Below are 18,867 nucleotides of genomic sequence, written 5' to 3'. Positions count from 1 at the left end.
GCCTTGATCAACCACCCTCAATACCTGGCGGTGACCTGTCCTCCCCTCACACCAGCGACTCGCCGGCATCGTTGTACGCCGCATAACATCATGAGCATCGATCATGGACCTTCCATGCCTGCCTGACGGTCTCGGCCAGCCAGGCCCCTGGCTCTGCAGTAGCCATGAAAGTCCCTTCTCAGCGACTCGCCAGGGTCTTTGCATGCCACACAACAAAACGCCCCTGACCATTCATCATGATCAGGGGCGTTTCTTTTGGCGTCGACTCCTTACTTCATGCTTGCAACAAAGAGGCTGATGAACTGCGGGTTATCGATAATTCGATCGTGGGTGGTATCGATGACCGTGGATGAGCGGATACCGTCCTGGCCGATAACCTGGGCCATGCTCGCCTCGATCAGATCACGATGCTGGCCACCGTTGCCTTGCGCGGCCCACCAGCAGTTCACCGGGGCCTGGATCGCCTGGTAGTCGGCACCCTGCAGACGCAGGTCCAGATCCTGCTTGATCGTCCAGGATACCTGCGCCTCGCTAACGTCGAGCAACTGCTCCCTGATAGCCGCATATGCGCTTCCGACATGCTCTGCCGCCCAGGCGTTCAGCTGTTGCCAGGCCTTCACCTCATCCAACCCCTCATTCACGGCTGCCTGCCACTGGCCGCCTATCTGCTCGGCGAACTCGGGGAACATCACGGCCAGCAATTCGGCTTGCCGCTGCTGCGTGGAGAACACTTGCGGTTCAGCAACCAGGTCTTCTTTCCAGAAGTCCTCGACATGTGCAGGAGGAGGTGCATCGATCCAATCCACCGACTCCACATGTCGCCCGGCCCGTTCCAGACGATAAGCGACCTCCATCGCCAGGTTGCCTCCCAACGACCAACCAGCCAATCGGTAATTGCCTTGTGGATAGGCGACGAGCAATTGCCCGACGTAGTCATCGACCATGTCCGTCCAGGAAGGCACTTGATGTTCGGCATCGAGCAGGGCCCGACAGATCACACCAATGACCGGACGTTGTTCCCTGAGCGCCAAGGCTATTGCCCTGTAGCAATGCACCGAGCCGAAGCTTGGGTGGAACAGGAACAACGGCGTGCCCTGGGACTGGGCGTTGAGCCTGACCAGCAGCGAACCCTGCTCTTGTCCTTGGATACAGCCGACCTGGCCCCGCACCGTAGGGTGCAACATCAGTTGGCTGACGCTGAGATCGACACCTGTGATTTTCTTGATACGGTCGCGGAGCATCAGGATCAGTAATGAATGTCCTCCCAGTTCGAAGAAGTTGTCGTTCAGGCTGATCTGCTCGACCTCCAGAACCTCGCTCCAGGCGGCAGCGACCTGCTGCTCCAGTGGGCTCTGCGGTGCCACGTACTCCCGTGCCTGCAAGCTGGCATCGGGCTTGGGCAGGGCCTTGCGGTCCAACTTGCCGTTGGGGCTCAGCGGCATCTGTTCCAGCACCACCCACTGCGCCGGCACCATGTAGTCCGGCAGGTGCGCGGCCAGGTGGGCGCTCAGCGCTTCGCGCCAGTCTTCGCCCGCGCCTTCCAGCACCAGGTAACCCACCAGGTGCTGGTTATCCACCGCCAGTACCGCGGCCTCGCGTACCCGCCCGTGCTCCAGCAGTCGCGCCTCGATCTCGCCCAATTCGATGCGCAGGCCCCGCAGCTTGACCTGATGGTCGATACGCCCGGCGTATTCGATCACCCCGTCTTCGCGATAACGCGCCAGGTCGCCGGTACGGTACAGGCGCTCGCCGGCCACGAACGGATGGGCCACGAAGCGTTCGGCGCTCAAGGCCGGGCGACGGTGGTAACCACGGGCCAGGCCCACGCCACCCAGGTACAGCTCGCCCAGCACACCCACCGGCACCGGCTCGAAGTTGCTGTCCAGGATGTAGCAGCCCAGGTTGGCGATCGGCCGGCCGATCGGCACGCCATCGCGGCCTTCATCGACGCAGGTCCAGTGGGTCACGTCGATCGCGGCCTCGGTCGGGCCATACAGGTTGTACAACCCGGCCCGGGGTAGCTTGGCGAACACTTGCTGCTGGGCATCCACCGGCAACGCCTCGCCGCTGCACACGATGCGTTGCAGGCTGGTGCACGAACCCACATCACGATCCTGCAGGAAGGCCTGCAGCATCGACGGCACGAAGTGCAGGGTCGTGACCTGCTCACTGTTGATCAGGCTGACCAAGCGGGCCGGATCGCGATGATCCCCCGGCGCCGCCACCACCAGCCGCGCGCCCGTCATCAGTGGCCAGAAGAACTCCCACACCGAGACGTCGAAGCTGAACGGGGTCTTTTGCAAGACCGTGTCGCCAGCCCCTAGGCCGTAGGCCTCTTGCATCCAGCACAGGCGGTTGAGCAGCGCCGAATGCCGGTTGCCGGCGCCCTTGGGCTGGCCGGTGGAGCCCGAGGTGTAGATCGCGTAGGCGAGGTTCTCGCCGTCCAGGGCGATCTGCGGGTTCTCTTCGCTGTAACCCGCCAGGCTGGCTTCGAGCTGATCCAGGGCCAGGCATTCCACCTCACCGCCAAGCGGCAACTGCTGCAGCAGATGCGCCTGGGTCAGCAGCAACTTCACGCCGCTGTCCTCGAGCATGTAGGCCAGGCGCTCGCGTGGGTATTCCGGGTCCAGCGGCACATAGGCGCCACCGGCCTTGAGCACCGCCAGCAGGCCCACCACCATCTCGATCGAGCGTTCCACCGCCAGCCCCACCAGTACATCCGGGCCGACCCCGGCCTGGATCAGGCGATGGGCCAGGCGGTTGGCCCGGCGGTTGAGTTCGGCATAGCTCAGGCGCTGCTGACCAAAGACCAGGGCCGGGGCTTCGGGAGCCAGGGCTACCTGTTCCTCGATCAACTGGTGCACCTGGCGTTGCAGCGAGTAGTCGCGCTCGGTGGCGTTCCATTGCCGGACTATCGCCTGTCGCTCATTGTCATCCAATATCGCCAACCGGCTCACCTGCTGTTGCGGGTTCGCAAGCATTTCCAGCAGCAACTTCTCCCAATGCCGAGCCATTCGCTCGATAGTGGTCGCGTCGAACAGATCACTGGCATAGGTCAACGAAGCCCAAAGCCCATCGTCCGAATCGCGGGTATCCAGGCTCAAGTCAAACTGCGCAGATTGGCCGGCCCACGGCAACTCGCTGACCTGCAATGACAGTTGGTCCGACTGGACCTGTACTCCTCGCACTTCGCTCTGGTGGTTGAACATCACCTGGAACAACGGGTTGTGACTCAGGCTGCGCTCCGGCTGCAGCGCCTCGACCAACTGCTCGAACGGCAGGTCCTGATGACTCTGAGCCTCCAGGGCCCGCTGCTTGACTTGGGCCAGCAGCTGGCTGACGGTCATTTGCTCGTCGATATCGGCCTTGAGCACCTGGGTGTTGACGAAGAAGCCGATCAGGCGCTCGGTCTCCACCCGGTTGCGGTTGGCGACCGGCACCCCGACACGGATGTCATGCTGACCACTGTAGCGATGCAGCAGCGCCTGGAAGGACGCCAGCAGCACCATGAACAAGGTCACCCCTTCGCTCTGGGCAAATACCCGGAGCGCCGCGATCGATTCCGGCTCGAAGTCGATATCAAGATGGGCGCCACGATAGCTTTGCAAGGCCGGACGCGCATGATCAAGCGGCAATTGCAGCACCGGCTGGGAGTCGCCGAGCAGACCACGCCAGTAATTGAGTTGACGTGCCTTCTCACCGGCCTCCATCCAACTACGCTGCCAAACCGCATAGTCGGCATATTGCACCGGCAATATCGGCAACTGCAGAGTCGAGCCAAGACTATGGGCGACATACAACTGCACCAGTTCGTCGACCATCACCTGCATCGACCAGCCATCGGAAATGATGTGGTGCTGGACCAATACCAGTACGTGATCGTCTTCGGCCAGACGCAGTAGCTTGACTCGCAACAGCGGTCCCTGTTGCAAGTCGAACGGCTGTTGCACCTCAGACTCGATAAGCGCTTGCAGACCTTCTTCTTGAGCATCGCCCAAGAGCATTTCGATCCGTGCCTGCGGAGCTATTACCTGCACCACTGCGCTATCGGTCTGGCGCATAAGGGTGCGCAGGCTTTCATGACGCGCCACCAGGCTGTCGAAACTGCGCTGCAAGGCGTCTACATCCAACTGCCCCTTCAAGCGCAATGCACTGGGCACATGGTATGCCGAGCCTTGCGGATCCAGCTGCCAGAGGAACCACTGGCGTTCCTGGGCATAGGAGAGCGGCAATGGCTGGTCGCGCCTTACTGGCACAAGGGCGGGCATACCGGCATCCACATTCCCCTCCAACGCCTCCAGGGCAAGGACGAAGGTCTGCAAGCGCGGATGCTCGAACACTACCTTGAGCGGCACCTCCAGGCCCTGGACTTGGCGCAAGCGCGAAACCACCTGCATCGCCAACAATGAATGACCGCCCAACTCGAAGAAGTGATCGGTCAAGCCAACCCTCTCGACTCCCAGTACATCCGCCCAGATAGCTGCCACCTGCTGCTGGAGCAGGCTCTGCGGGGCCACCCATTGTCCCTGGAGCAAGCTGGCGTCCGGACGCGGAAGCGCCTGGCGGTCAAGCTTGCCGTTAGGATTCAGCGGCATGCGTTCCAGGAAAATCAGGTGCGCAGGCACCATGTAGTCCGGCAATTGCGCCTGCAGGGCATCCTTGAACTGCTCGCTCAGCAGTTGCCGGGCCTGCGGCGAATCCACCGCTTGTTCGACTACCAGATAGGCCAGCAACTGATTATCCGCTGCCAGTACAAGGGCCTCGCGTACACCGTCCTGGGCCAGCAACAGGGTTTCGATTTCGCCCAGTTCGATGCGGAAACCACGAATCTTCACCTGATGGTCGACCCGTCCTACATACTCGACCACGCCATCGGCACGGTAGCGCGCCAGGTCGCCAGTGCGATACAGGCGCTCGCCACCATTCCCGAACGGATTGGCCACGAACCGCTCGGCAGTCAATGACGGCCGTTGCAGATAGGAGCGGGCCAGGCCGCAAGCACTGCCAATATAGAGTTCACCCACGGCACCAAACGGTGCCAGGTTCAGGTTCTGGTCCAACACGTACAGGGCCCTGCCCGACAGCGCCCGACCGATCGGACTGGCACTGGCGCCAACGACGCTTGGGTCGCTGGAGCAATCCAGCACACTGGAAACGACTGTCGCTTCGGTCGGTCCATAGGTATTGAGCAGCCGTACATGGCCCAGCCCTGCCCGACGCCATTGCACCGGACCGTCCAGGGGCATCGCTTCACCACCGATATGTATCTGGCGCAACGCACCATAGGTGCGAGGCCCGGCGGCAAGGCAATCGAGCAGGAACAGGTTCCAGTAGGCTGTCGGCAGGTCAGCCAGGGTGATCCCCTGGTCGATGATCTCGCGGTACAGGCGGCCACTGTCCCACAGCTGCGGACCACGCAGGACCACCGTGGCGCCGTGGGTCAACGCCGGGTAAAGCTGTTCGACGAAACCGTCGAAGTTGAGGGTGGCGAATTGCAGGACCCGATCATCCTCGTTCAAGCGTGAATAATCGGCAGCGATAGTGGAAAACTCGCTCAACGCGGCGTGATTGATCGCCACGCCCTTGGGCTTGCCTGTAGAACCGGAGGTGTAGATCACATAAGCCAGGTTCTGCAGCTCTGCCTTGCCCCCGGGATTTTCCGCAGGATATTGCGCAAGCTGCGGGCCCACCAGGTCAAGGGCCAGAGTGGCAATATCATCGGGCAAGGCCAGTGGTACATGGGAATGCGTCAGGACCAGGCGCACATCACTGTCCTCGAGCATATGCGCCAGGCGTTCGCGGGGATACTGCGGGTCCAGCGGCACATAGGCACCTCCGGCCTTGAGGATCGCCAACAGGCTGACCACCATGGCGCAGGAGCGCTCCAATGCAACTCCTACCAACACTTCGGGGCCGACACCCAGTGCGATCAACTGGTGCGCCAAGCGGTTGGCCTGGCGGTTCAGTTCGGCGTAACTCAAGCGCTCCTGGTCCAGCTGCAACGCCACCGCCTCGGGACGCCTGCGCGCCTGGGCCTCGAACAACTGATGAACCAATTGCAGCGGCGACGCCGCCGGGCGGTCATCGTTCCAGCGCAAGATATCCAGCTCTTCGGCATCGGTCAGCGATGGCAGATCGGCCAGGTAGCGCGGCTTGGCGTTGATGAAAGCCTCGAGCAGTTGCTTGAAATGCTCGCCCAGACGCCGCACCTGTGCGGCAGTGAATGACCGGGAATCGTAGTTGAACTCGATACCCAGGATTTCACCGATACCCAGGGCAACGGTCATTGGATAGTTGGTCTGCTCGATGCTATCGACCTGGCTGAAGACCAATCCCGAAGGGGCTCCCTGCTCTAGCGCTTCGGAAACCGGGTAGTTCTCGAATACCAGGATCGAGTCGAACAGCGCTTCTCCTCCCATTCCGGCCCAACGCTGGATCTCGAACAGCGGCGAATGCTCTTGCTCACGCAAACGCAGGTTCTGCTCCTGCAATTGCTGCAACCACTGGTTGATCTCGAGCTCGGGGGTCGGACTGGCCACTACCGGCAAGGTATTGATGAATAGGCCGACCTGTTGCTCGATACCCCGCAGTTCGGCCGGACGTCCGGATACCGTGGCCCCGAAGGCTACCGTGTCCTGGCCAGTATGGCGTTGCAGCAACAGCAGCCAGGCTGCTTGTACCAAGGTATTGAGGGTGACCTTGATGCCCTGGGCAAAGGACTTCAGGCGCTGGGTATCTTCTGCCCCCAGGCTGAGGCGGTAATCGCCAAAGACCTGGGGCTGGTCGACATCCTGGCCCAATGGACGCGCCAGGCGAGTAGGTTCTTTGAGCGAGGCCAATTGTTCCTTCCAGAACGCTTCGCTAAGCACCGCATCCTGTCGCTGCAACCAGGCGATGTAGTCGCGATAACGTCCGGTCGAAGCCCGGGACGATACGCCTGCGTAGTCCTGCAGCACCTCTCCGAACAACTGTGAGCTGCTCCAGCCATCCATCAGGATATGGTGATTGGTATAGATCAGGTGATGACGGTTAGTAGCGGTACGCACCAACACCAGATTCAACAACGGCGCCTGCTGGAGTGCAAAACCTTGCTGGCGCATGTCCTGTGCCAGTGACTCCAGGGCCTGTTGCAGCTCTTCACGATCCTGCCAGTCATATTGCACAACGGGCAATTGCACCTGCTTGTAGACCACCTGCAATGGAGCCTCGGCATCGGTCTGCCAGAGGAACCCGCTGCGCAGTACATCGTGATGCTGCAAGGCGGCCTGCCATGCGGCACAGAAACGCTCTACATCCAGCCCTTCGACATCGACTCGCATCTGGTTGACATAATCGCCGGATGCCTGGCCATACAATGAATGAAACAGCATGCCCTGCTGCATGGGCGACAGCGGATAGAGGTCTTCCACCTGGTCCATGGTCAACGGCAGTCGGTCCAGCTGCTCCTGGTCCAGGCGAGCCAGCGGGAAATCGGACGGCGTCACACCACGAGTTTCCGACTTGCAGCAATGCTCGATCAACGCCTTGAGTTCCTCGGCGTACTCATCGGCTAAATGCTGGATGTTCGCCTCGTCGAACATCTGCTGGCTGAAGCTCCAGTTCAGGTTCAACTCGCCGTTATAGACCTGGCCATTGATCTCCAGCCAGTTGCCCAGGCAGGCATCCGGCCCTTGGTCCGCACCACAGGAGTCTCCCGAAGGTGCAAACAGCCCCTCCTGTTCGGCATCATCAAAACTGCTATCGAACTGCCCCAGATAGTTGAAGGTGATACGTGGCTGTGGCAACTGGCGCAGCGCTTCCCTGACCGAATCACGTCCCAGGTAGCGCAAGGCCCCGAAACCGATACCCTTGTCCGGAATGGCCCGCAGTTGCTCCTTGATGCCCTTGATGGAATCGGCAATGCCCGTAGCTGGGCGCAACCGAACCGGATAGATACTGGTGAACCAGCCGACGGTGCGCGTCAGGTCCACGTTCTCGAAAAGATCCTCACGCCCGTGCCCCTCCAATCGGATCAGGGTCGAGTCCTGGCCTGTCCAGCGTCCAATCACCCTGGCAAGGGCCGTCAGCAGCAGATCGTTGATCTGCGTGCGATAGGCCGCAGGAGCATCCTGCAGCAACCGGCGGGTGAACGCCTGGTCCAGATGGGTGGTGACCCCCAAGGCATGTCGGTTGCTCAGGCTGGCCCGAGCGTCAGCGCCTGGCAGGTCGGTTAGCCCGTCCTGCAATTGTGCTTGCCACCACTGGAATTCCCGCTCAAGCGCGGAATCCTCAGCGTAGGCTTGCAAACGCTGAGCCCAGGCATGAGTCGAACTGGTCTTGGACGGCAGCACCACTGGCTGCCCTTCAACCAGTTGGCGATAAGCCGTCTGCAGATCCTCGAGCAAGATACGCCACGACACCCCGTCCACCACCAAGTGATGAACCACCAGCAACAACCTCTGGGTTCCCTCGGCCAGGTCCACGAGCACCGCTCGTAGCAGTGGCCCTTCGCCCAGGTCAAGACTCCTCTGTGCCTGATCGGCAAGTGCGGTGAGATCGTCGAGCCCCTCTGCGCTACGGCACCACAATACTTGTTCGGCCTGGTGCCGATCGGCAGCGCGGTAGCTCGCTTGCCACCCCTTATCCGTCTTGATGAACTGCGAGCGCAACGCATCGTGGTGCATCAGGAGGGATTGCAAGGCCTGGATCAACAACTCCGGCTGCAGGCGACCATGGGCCTGGAGCGCCACGGATTGGTTCCAGTGATGGCGATCGACGACCTCGTCATCGAAGAAGGCTTTCTGGATCGGCAACAGCAACAAGTCGCCACTCAGTGGCCCCTGGTCGATGACCAGGCCTTCACCCCCTTCCCTGGCGACCGAGGCCAGGCTTTGCACGGTCTGGTGCTGGAACAGGTCCTTGGGCGTAAAGCGCACGCCGGCTTGCCGCGCACGGCTCACCACCTGGATCGAGATGATCGAATCACCGCCCAGCTCGAAGAAATTGTCGTTGATCCCCACCCGTGGCAGGCGCAGGACCTCGGCCCAGATCGCCGCGATTTTCCCTTCCAGTTCACTCTGCGGAGCCACATAGGCTTGCTGCAACTGGCTGGCGTCCGGCTGTGGCAGCCCTTTGCGATCCAGCTTGCCGTTAGGAGTCAGCGGCATGCGTTCGAGGAACATCAGGTGCGCCGGCACCATGTAGTCCGGCAGGCGCGCCTTGAGCGCCTGGCGCAGCGCCTCGCGGCATTGCGCTTGCGCCACGGCGTCGCTCACCAGCTCTGGGTCCACCGGTACCACATAGGCCACCAACTGCTTGCCGCTGAGGCCACTTTGCGCCACCACCACGGTTTCCCGCACGGCCTCCTGCTCACGCAAGCGCGCCTCGATCTCGCCCAGTTCGATACGGAAGCCGCGGATCTTCACCTGGTGGTCGACCCGACCCAGGTAGTCCACTACCCCATCGGGACGGCCACGGGTCAGGTCGCCACTGCGGTACACCCGGCTGCCCGGCGCGCCGAACGGATCGGGCACGAAGCGTTCGGCCGTCAGTGCCGGACGCTCCAGGTAACCCCGGGCCACGCCCTCGCCGCCCAGGTACAACTCACCGGCCACGCCGATCGGTTGCAGGTTCAGCTCGGCGTCCAGCACATAACCGCTGCGGTTGCCCAGCAGCGTGCCGATCGGGGCGTAGGCCGCGCCGCATGGATCGTCCTTGCTCGCCTTCCACAGTAGCGGCGTGACCACGGTTTCGGTGGGGCCATAGCCGTTGAACAGGTAGGTCGGACGCAGTGCCCGCCAGGCCAGGTCGTAGCTGGCCTGGGCCACCGCATCACCACCGAAGCAGTACACCCGCACCGCCGGTGGGTTGCCGTCGCGCTCGGCGTGTTCGGCCAGCTGTTGCAGGTACACCGGTGGGAACACCCCCACGGTCACGCCGTGGCGATGCATCTGGGCGTAGGTCTGCTCCGGCAGCCACAGGTTGTCGTCGCGGATCAGTACCCGGGCACCGTTGATCAGCGGGTGCATCCAGCCTTCATGGGAGCCGTCGAAGGCGAACGACATGAAGTGCAGTTCGCAATCGGCCGCGGTCATTTCGTAGCGCTCGCCGGTGGCGATGATGTGCGCCACCAACGGCCCGTGGGCCACCGCCACGCCCTTGGGCAGGCCGGTGGAGCCGGAGGTGTAGATCACATACGCCAGGTTGTCGCCGTCCAGCGTCACGTGCGGGGCGCTGTCGTCGGCGCCACTCCACTGCTCGGTACGGTCCACCGCCAGGCTCTCCAGGCCTTCTGGCACCGGTAGGCGCTGTTGCACTGCCGAGTGGGTCAGCAGCAGCCGGGCGCGGCTGTCCTGCATCATGTACAGCAGCCGGTCCTCGGGGTATTCCACGTCCAGCGGCACGTACACGCCACCGGATTTCAGCACCGCCAGGAACGCCACCATGATCTCCGCGCTGCGCGGCATGGCGATCGCCACCCGCACTTCCGGGCCCACGCCACGGGCGATCAAGGCCCGGGCCAGGCGGTTGGCGCTGCGCTCCAGCTCGCCGTAGGTCAGCTGTTGCTCACCGAAGATCACCGCCACCGCCTCGGGGGTTTCCCGGGCACGGTCGGCCACCAGCTCATGCACCAAGCGCGTGGCCGGGAAGCCCGAATCGGTCCGATCCCAGAGCTGGATGATCTGCCGCTGCTCCGCTTCGTCCAGCAGGTTCAACTGGCCGATGGCTTGTTGCTGGTCGGCGACCATCGCCTGCAGCAGGTTCTGCCAGTGGCGGGCCATGCGCTCGATCGTCGAGGCTTCGAACAGGTCGGTGGCGTAGCCAAACGATGCCCAGATGTCATCGGCTGCCTCATTGATGTCCAGGTCCAGGTCGAAGTGCGCGGTCTGGCTATCCCATTCCAGTGCTTCCAAGCGCAGCCCGGACGCCTGGCGCCTGGCACTGGCCAGGCGCGCCTGGGCCTGGTGGTTGAACATCACCTGGAACAGCGGGTTGAGGCTCAGGCTGCGCTCCGGCTGCAGCGCCTCCACCAGTTGCTCGAACGGCAGGTCCTGGTGGGCCTGGGCCTCCAGGGCCCGCTGCTTGACCTGCGCCAGCAACTGGTCGACGGTCATCTGCCCATCGATATCGGCCTTGAGCACCTGGGTGTTGACGAAGAAACCGATCAGGCGCTCGGTCTCTACCCGGTTACGGTTGGCGATCGGCACCCCGACACGGATGTCCTGCTGGCCGCTGTAGCGGTGCAACAACGTCTGGAACGAGGCCAGCAACAGCATGAACATCGTTACGCCTTCGCGCTGGGCCAAGGCTCGCAAGCTGCAGACCAAACGAGTATCCAGCGCCAGCTCCAGCCGCGCGCCACGATGGCTCTGTACCGCCGGACGCTGATGATCGGTGGGCAGTTCCAACACGGGTTGTTCACCACCCAGCAGCCCACGCCAGTAGTCCAACTGGCGAGTCTTTTCCCCGGCCTCCATCCAGTCGCGCTGCCAGGCGGCATAGTCGGCGTACTGGATCGGCAAGGCCGGCAGTTGCGCCTCCTCGCCCAGGCTGTAGGCCGAATACAACTGCACCAACTCATCGACCATCACCTGCATCGACCAACCATCGGAGACGATGTGGTGTTGGACCATGACCAGCACATGGTCATCCTCGGCCAGGCGCAGCAACTGGACTCGCAACAAGGGCCCCTGTTGCAGATCGAAGGGACGCGCGATCAGGGCCTGAACCCGGGACTTGAGATTGTCTTCATCAGTATCGGCGCAAGCGATCTCGACCGAGGCCTGGGCACCAATGACCTGGACAGCTCGCTCACCGTCCTGGTGCAGATGGGTGCGCAGGCTCTCATGGCGCGTCACCAGGGTGTCGAAACTGCGCTGCAACGCAGCCATATCCAGCAGGCCCTTCAAGCGCAGCGCGCTGGGCACATGGTAGGCGGCGCTGGTCGGGTCCAGCTGCCAGAGGAACCACTGGCGCTCCTGGGCATAGGACAGCGCCAACGGACGATCCCGATCGACTACGACCATCGCCGGAGCGGTGGACGCCACCCCGGCTCTCGGCAAGGCCCCCACGAAGGCGTCCAAGCGTGGCTGTTCGAACAACGTCCTGAGAGGCACCTCAAGCCCAAGAACCTGGCGCAAGCGCGAGACCACCTGCATGGCCAGCAAGGAATGCCCGCCCAGTTCGAAGAAGTGATCGGTCAAGCCAACGCGCTCGACATCCAGGATCTGCGCCCAGATCGCCGCGACCTGCCGCTCGGTCTCACTCTGCGGAGCCACCCAGGCCTTATGTGCCTGGCTCATATCCGGGCGTGGCAATGCCGCACGATCCAGCTTGCCGTTGGGGTTCAACGGCATCCGCTCGAGGAATACCCAGTGCGCCGGCACCATGTAGTCCGGCAACTGCTCGCGCAATGCAACCTTCAGCTTCTCGCCCAACGCCTGTTGCGCTGCGGACGAATCATGGACCTGGCTCGCCACCAGGTAGGCGACCAACTGGCCATCTGCAGCCAATACCACCGTTTCACGTACAGAGTCCTGGGCCAGCAACAGTGCCTCGATCTCTCCCAGCTCGATGCGGAAGCCACGGATCTTCACCTGGTGGTCGATCCGCCCGGCATATTCGATCACCCCATCGGCGCGGTAACGCGCCAGGTCGCCCGTACGGTACAAGCGCTCGCCAACTTCACCGAAGGGATCGGGAACGAAGCGCTCTGCCGTCAACAGTGGCCGTTGCAGGTAGGCCCGTGCCAACCCCCTGGCACTGCCGATGTACAGCTCGCCCACCGCCCCCAGTGGGGCCAGGTTCAGGTCGCGGTCCAGGACATACAGGGCCCGGCCGGGAAGCGAACGGCCAATGGGGCTAGCGGTGGCGCCAGTGATTTCATCGAGAGAAGAGCAATCGAGCACACTGGAAACCACAGTGGCCTCGGTCGGGCCATAGGTATTCAACAACCGCACATGCCCTGCGCCACTGCGAAGCCATTGGGCCGGGCCATCCAGCGGCATCGCCTCGCCACCGATGTGGATCTGCCGCAGGTTGCCGTAGGAACGCGCACCGGCCGCCTGGCAATCGAGCAGGAACAGGTTCCAGTAGGCTGTCGGCAGGTCCGCCAAGGTAATGCCCTGGGTCATGATTTCCTGGTACAGCCGGGCGCTGTCCCACAGCTCGGGACCACGCAACACCACACTCGCACCCCGGGTCAGGGCTGGATACAGCTGCTCGACGAAACCGTCGAAGTTCAATGTCGCGAACTGCAACACACGATCGTCGCAGGTCAAGAGTGAATAGTCCGCGGCGATCTGCGCGAACTGGCTCAGGGCAGCGTGGTTGATGGCCACGCCCTTGGGCTTGCCAGTCGATCCCGAGGTGTAGATCACATAGGCCAGGCTGAGAGGATCGACCACCACTTGCGGATCGTTCACCGGACACTGCTGCAGATGCTGCCGGGCCAGATCCAGGTCCAGCACCGCCAGCTCCAGTGGCAACGGCAAGCGCTGGCGCAAGTGGGACTGGGTCAGGACCAGGCGCAGCTGGCTATCCTTGAGCATGTGCACCAGGCGCTCGCGCGGGTATTCCGGATCGAGAGGGACATAGGCACCACCGGCCTTGAGCACTGCCAACAGGCTGATCACCATGGAGAAGGAGCGCTCCACCGCCACGCCGACCAGCACTTCCGGGCCAACGCCCTGTTCGATCAGACAATGCGCCAGGCGGTTGGCCTCCTGGTTCAACTCGGCGTAGCTCATGGACTGCCCATCGAGCATCAGGGCCAAGGCTGCGGGGCGCAGCCCGGCCTGGACCTCGAACAGCCCATGGACACTGTCAGTGACCTGCAAAGCGCCATCAGCGGTATTCCACTGCTCAAGCATGCGCTGCCGATCAGCGCCACCGACCAACTCCAATTCGCCGACCAGGCTCGCCGGGGCACTGGCCAAGGCTTGCAACAAAGCTTGCCAATCCTGGGCCAGGCGCTGCACGGTCGCGGCATCGAACAAGTCCGTGGCATAGGTCAGGGAAGCCCAGATGCCTTCGGCGGACTCAGAGGTATCCAGGCTCAGGTCGAAGTGGGCCGTGTGGCTGTCCCACCCCAGGCCCTCCACTCGCAGCCCGGGCAACTGCTGCGGCCCAGCGGCGCCAGAAGCCTCGCTCTGATGGTTGTACATCACCTGGAACAGCGGGTTATGGCTCAGGCTGCGCTCCGGCTGCAGCGCTTCCACCAGTTGCTCGAACGGCAGGTCCTGGTGGGCCTGGGCCTCCAGGGCCCGCTGCTTGACCTGCGCCAGCAACTGGTCGACGGTCATCTGCCCATCGATATCGGCCTTGAGCACCTGGGTGTTGACGAAGAAGCCGATCAAGCCCTCGGTCTCGACTCGGTTGCGGTTGGCGATCGGCACCCCGATGCGGATATCGGCCTGGCCACTGTAGCGATACAACAAGGCCTGGAACGAGGCCAGCAACACCATGAACAGCGTCACGCCTTCACGTTGGGCCACGCCCTTGAGCTCCACGACCAAAAGCGCATCCAGCGCCAGGTCCAGGCGCGCGCCACGATGGCTTTGCGTAGCCGGCCGCGGATGATCCAGAGGCAGTTCCAGCACCGGCTGCACCTGGCCCAATTGGCCACGCCAGTACTCAAGTTGCCGCTGCTTCTCCCCGGCCTCCATCCAGTTGCGTTGCCAGGCCGCGTAATCGGCGTACTGGATCGGCAGCTCCGGCAGCTGCAACTCCTGCCCCTGGCTGTAGGCGGCATACAGCCGAACCAGCTCATCGACCATCACCTGCATCGACCAGGCATCGGCAACGATATGGTGCAACACCAGCACCAGGACATGCTCATCTTCGGCCAGGCGCAACAGCTTGACCCGCAGCAGCGGGCCTTCGCGCAGGTCGAACGGTCGGGCGATCTCGGCCTCGACCCGCTCCTGCAACCGGGCGGCATCGACCGCTGGCAAGACCTCGTACTCGACAGGTTGGGCGCTATTTTCCCCGACCACCTGGACGGCATGCAGGCCATCGATGGCGAATCGAGTGCGCAGGGTTTCATGACGTGCCACCAGAGCATCGAAAGCTCGCTGCAAGGCGGTACGATCCAGCTGTCCCGTCAGGCGCAGCGCACCGGGAATATGGTAGGCAGCGCTTTGTGGCTCCAACTGCCAGAGGAACCACTGGCGTTCCTGGGCATAGGACAAGGCCGGAGGCTGATCGCGATCGATCCTGGCGATGGCCGCCATTTGCACCCCGCCCTGCCCCAGCGCCTGGACAAAGTCGCCCAGTACCGGTTGTTCGAACAGCGCCTTGAGGGCCACTTCGATACCCAGTGCCTGGCGCACCCGCGAGACCACGCGGGTGGCCAGCAGCGAGTGGCCGCCCAACTCAAAAAAGTGGTCTTCGAGCCCGACCTGCTGCGCCCCGAGTACATCGGCCCAGATCGCCGCGACTTGCTGCTCTCTTTCGCTGACCGGAGCCACGTGGCGTTTCTGCAGCAGGCTCGCATCGGGTTTGGGCAGGGCCTTGCGGTCCAGCTTGCCATTGGGAGTCAGCGGCATGCGCTCGAGGAAGATCAGGTAGGCCGGTACCATGTAGTCCGGCAAGGCCTCACGCATGGCCGCCTTGAACTGTTCGCGCAATGTCGCCTGGTCGGCTTCGGCGGTGACCGGGTGAGTCACCAGGTAGGCAATCAGCCGTTCATTGTCAGCCAACACTGCGGCTTCGCGCACAGCGGGCTGGTCACGCAAGCACGCCTCGATCTCGCCCAGTTCGATACGGAAACCGCGTACCTTGACCTGGTGGTCGACCCGGCCGATGTACTCCACGATCCCCTCGGCGCGATAACGCGACAGGTCGCCAGTGCGATAGACGCGCTCGCCGCTGGTGGAAAACGGATGGGGAACGAAGCGCTCGGCGGTCATCGCTGGCCGCTCGTGGTAGCCCCGGGCCAGGCCGACGCCACCGATCAGCAGCTCGCCAGCCGCGCCCTGCGGGCAAGGAGTCAATCCACCGTCGAGGATGAACAGCGAGGTGTTGGCGATCGGACGGCCAACGAAGGGCTGCGCCTCGACCAGCCGGTGGGCCGCCGACCAGATAGTGGTCTCGGTAGGCCCATACAGGTTCCAGACCGTGCCCTGCAGTTCGAGCATGCGCTTGGCCAGGTCGGCCGGCAGCGCCTCACCGCCACACAGGCACTTGATGCCCCGCAGCATTGCGCTGGCACGCGGACTGTCCAGCAACATGCGCCAGGTCGATGGAGTCGCCTGCAAGACGCTGGCGCTGCGAGCTTGCAGCAGATCGAGAATGGCCTCCGGGTCCAGGGCCAGCTCCTTGTCCCCCAGGATCACGGTAGCGCCCGTAGTCAGCGGTACATAGAGCTCAAGGGCAAAAATATCGAAGGAGAAGGTGGTCAGCGACAACACCCGCGCATCGGCGCCAATCTCCAGGGTCGTGGCCATGCCACTGGTGAAACTGCTCAGTGCCTGGTGCCGCACCATCACACCCTTGGGCTTGCCAGTGGAACCGGAGGTGTAGATCACATAGGCCAGGTGCTCGGGTGAAAGGCTTACCTGTGGATTATCCACCGAGCAGGTGGCATCGGCCTCAGCCTCCTCCACCAGCAATACCTGCAGTTGCGCTGGCTGAGGCAGACGCTGGCGCAGGTGCTGCTGGGTCAGCAACACCCGGGCCTTGCTGTCCTCGAGCATGTAGGCCAGGCGATCGGCCGGGTATTGCGGGTCCAGCGGCACATAGGCGCCACCGGCCTTGAGCGTGGCCAACAGGCTGATGACCATTTGCGCGGAACGCTCCACGCTCACCGCCACCAGCACATCCGGGCCGACGCCCATGGTGATCAGGCGATGGGCCACGCGGTTGGCGCGCTGGTTGAGCTCGGCATAGGTCAGGGACTGGTCGTCGAACTGCAGGGCCAGCGCCCCGGGACGTGCCAGGGCCAGGGCTTCGAAAAGCTGGTGCACCCCTTGCTCACACGGATAGTCGAATTCGGTGGCATTCCATCCATGCACGATCCGCTGCCATTGCGCGTCGTCCAGCATGGGCAACTCATCGACGCGCAAAGAGGCGTTGCCCGCGACCGCCTGCAGGAGGTTCTGCCAGTGTTGCAACAGGCGTTGCGCGGTTTCGCTGTGGAACAGGTCGCTGGCGTAGGTCAAGGACGCCAGCAGGCCCTCGGCGGACTCCTGGGTATCCAGGTTGAGGTCGAATTGCGCGGTCTGGCTTTCCCACTCCAGGCTCTGCACCTGCAGCCCGGACACCGGACCGGCACCCTTGCCCCCACGGGCATCGGTCTGGTGGTTGAACATCACCTGGAACAACGGGTTGTGGCTCAGGCTACGCTCCGGCTGCAGGGCCTCCACCAACTGTTCGAACGGCAAGTCCTGGTGGGCCTGGGCCTCTATCGCGCGCTGCTTGACTTGCTGTAGCAACTGGACAAAGGACATCTGGCCATCGATATCGGCTTTGAGCACCTGGGTGTTGACGAAGAAGCCGATCAGGCGCTCGGTTTCCACCCGGTTGCGGTTGGCCGTCGGTACGCCGACACGGATATCGGACTGGCCACTGTAGCGATACAGCAAGGTCTGGAACGAAGCCAACAGCAACATGAACAGCGTCACGCCTTCGCGCTGGGCGACGGCCTTGAGCCTGGCGAACAACTCGCCCTCCAGCGTCATGTCCACTCGAGCGCCACGATGGCTCTGGATAGCGGGACGCGGATAGTCCAGGGGCAGTTCCAGAACCGGTTGCGTGCCACCCAACCGATCCAGCCAATACCCCAGCTGGCGCTCCTTCTCGCCAGCCTCCATCCAACTGCGTTGCCACAGCGCGTAGTCGGCGTACTGGATCGGCAACTCCGGCAGTTGCAGCTCGCGCCCCTGGGTGCAGGCGGCATACAGCTGCACCAGCTCGTCGACCATCACCTGCATCGACCAGCCATCGGAGACGATATGGTGCTGGACCAGCACCAGGACATGCTCATCCTCGGCCAGGCGCAGCAGGCTCACGCGCAGCAAAGGCCCCTGCTGCAGGTCGAAGGGACGGGCGATCTGTGCTTCCACCAGGCCCTGCAACCGTGCTTCGTCGGCATCGACCACCAGGATCTCGATGGGCATTTGCGGCCGGATGACCTGCAAGGTGTTATCGCCATCCTGCTGCAGGCAAGTACGCAGGCTTTCATGGCGCGCCACCAGGGTATCGAAGCTGCGCTGCAGCGCTGCCAGATCCAGCGGTCCATTCAGACGCAGCGCCCGAGGCACATGATAGGCCGTACTCTCGGGCTCCAATTGCCAGAGAAACCACTGCCGCTCCTGGGCATAAGAGAGTCGCAGCGGTTCATCCTGCTGGCGCTTGAAAACCGGGGCGATCTCGAACAGGTTGATGCCTTGCTGTTTGAGCAGTACCGCCAACGCTTTCTTTTCTTGCGCAGAAAGAGAACCCACCGACTCGATTAATGCTTGCACGCCACGCCCCTCAGGAAGTCAATTTATCCAAATCTTCTGCTGATAGACGTTTGAGGGCCTCCAGGGATTTAGCCAATGCATCCTGCACCGGCGAAATATTTGTCTGCTGCGCTGCGACATGGGCACAGAACTCGGCCAGGGTCGGCGTGGTGAAGATCGACTTGACGTCGATCTCGCTGTGCAGCTGCTCGCGCAATCGCACCACCACTTGGGTAGCCAGCAACGAGTGCCCGCCCAACTCGAAGAAGTTGTCCTTCAAACCGACGCGCTGCACTTCCAGTACCTGCGCCCAGATCTGCGCGACCTGTTGCTCCAGCGGACTCTGCGGTGCCACGTACTCCCGCGCCTGCAAGTTGGCATCGGGCTTGGGCAGGGCCTTGCGGTCCAACTTGCCGTTGGGGCTCAGCGGCATCTGTTCCAG

At 63.0% G+C, this 18,867-nt stretch carries 2 protein-coding genes; both read right to left on the bottom strand.

From position 1 onward, the window contains the following. Positions 1 to 269: 269 nt before the first annotated feature. Positions 270 to 18,446, bottom strand: coding sequence for a non-ribosomal peptide synthase/polyketide synthase (locus H7A76_RS13035; RefSeq protein ID WP_185698873.1), 18,177 nt, complete (start codon positions 18,444 to 18,446; stop codon positions 270 to 272). 10 nt (positions 18,447 to 18,456) lie between these two features. Then, positions 18,457 to 18,867: phosphopantetheine-binding protein (locus H7A76_RS13030; protein WP_260497966.1), on the bottom strand; the 411-nt coding region annotated here is incomplete at its 5' end.

Origin of the sequence: Pseudomonas sp. MSSRFD41, assembly GCF_014230245.1 — a bacterium.
GTDB lineage: Bacteria > Pseudomonadota > Gammaproteobacteria > Pseudomonadales > Pseudomonadaceae > Aquipseudomonas > Aquipseudomonas piscis.
Note: the sequence above shows the minus strand (reverse complement) of the source record. Positions and strands in the feature narration are given on the sequence as shown.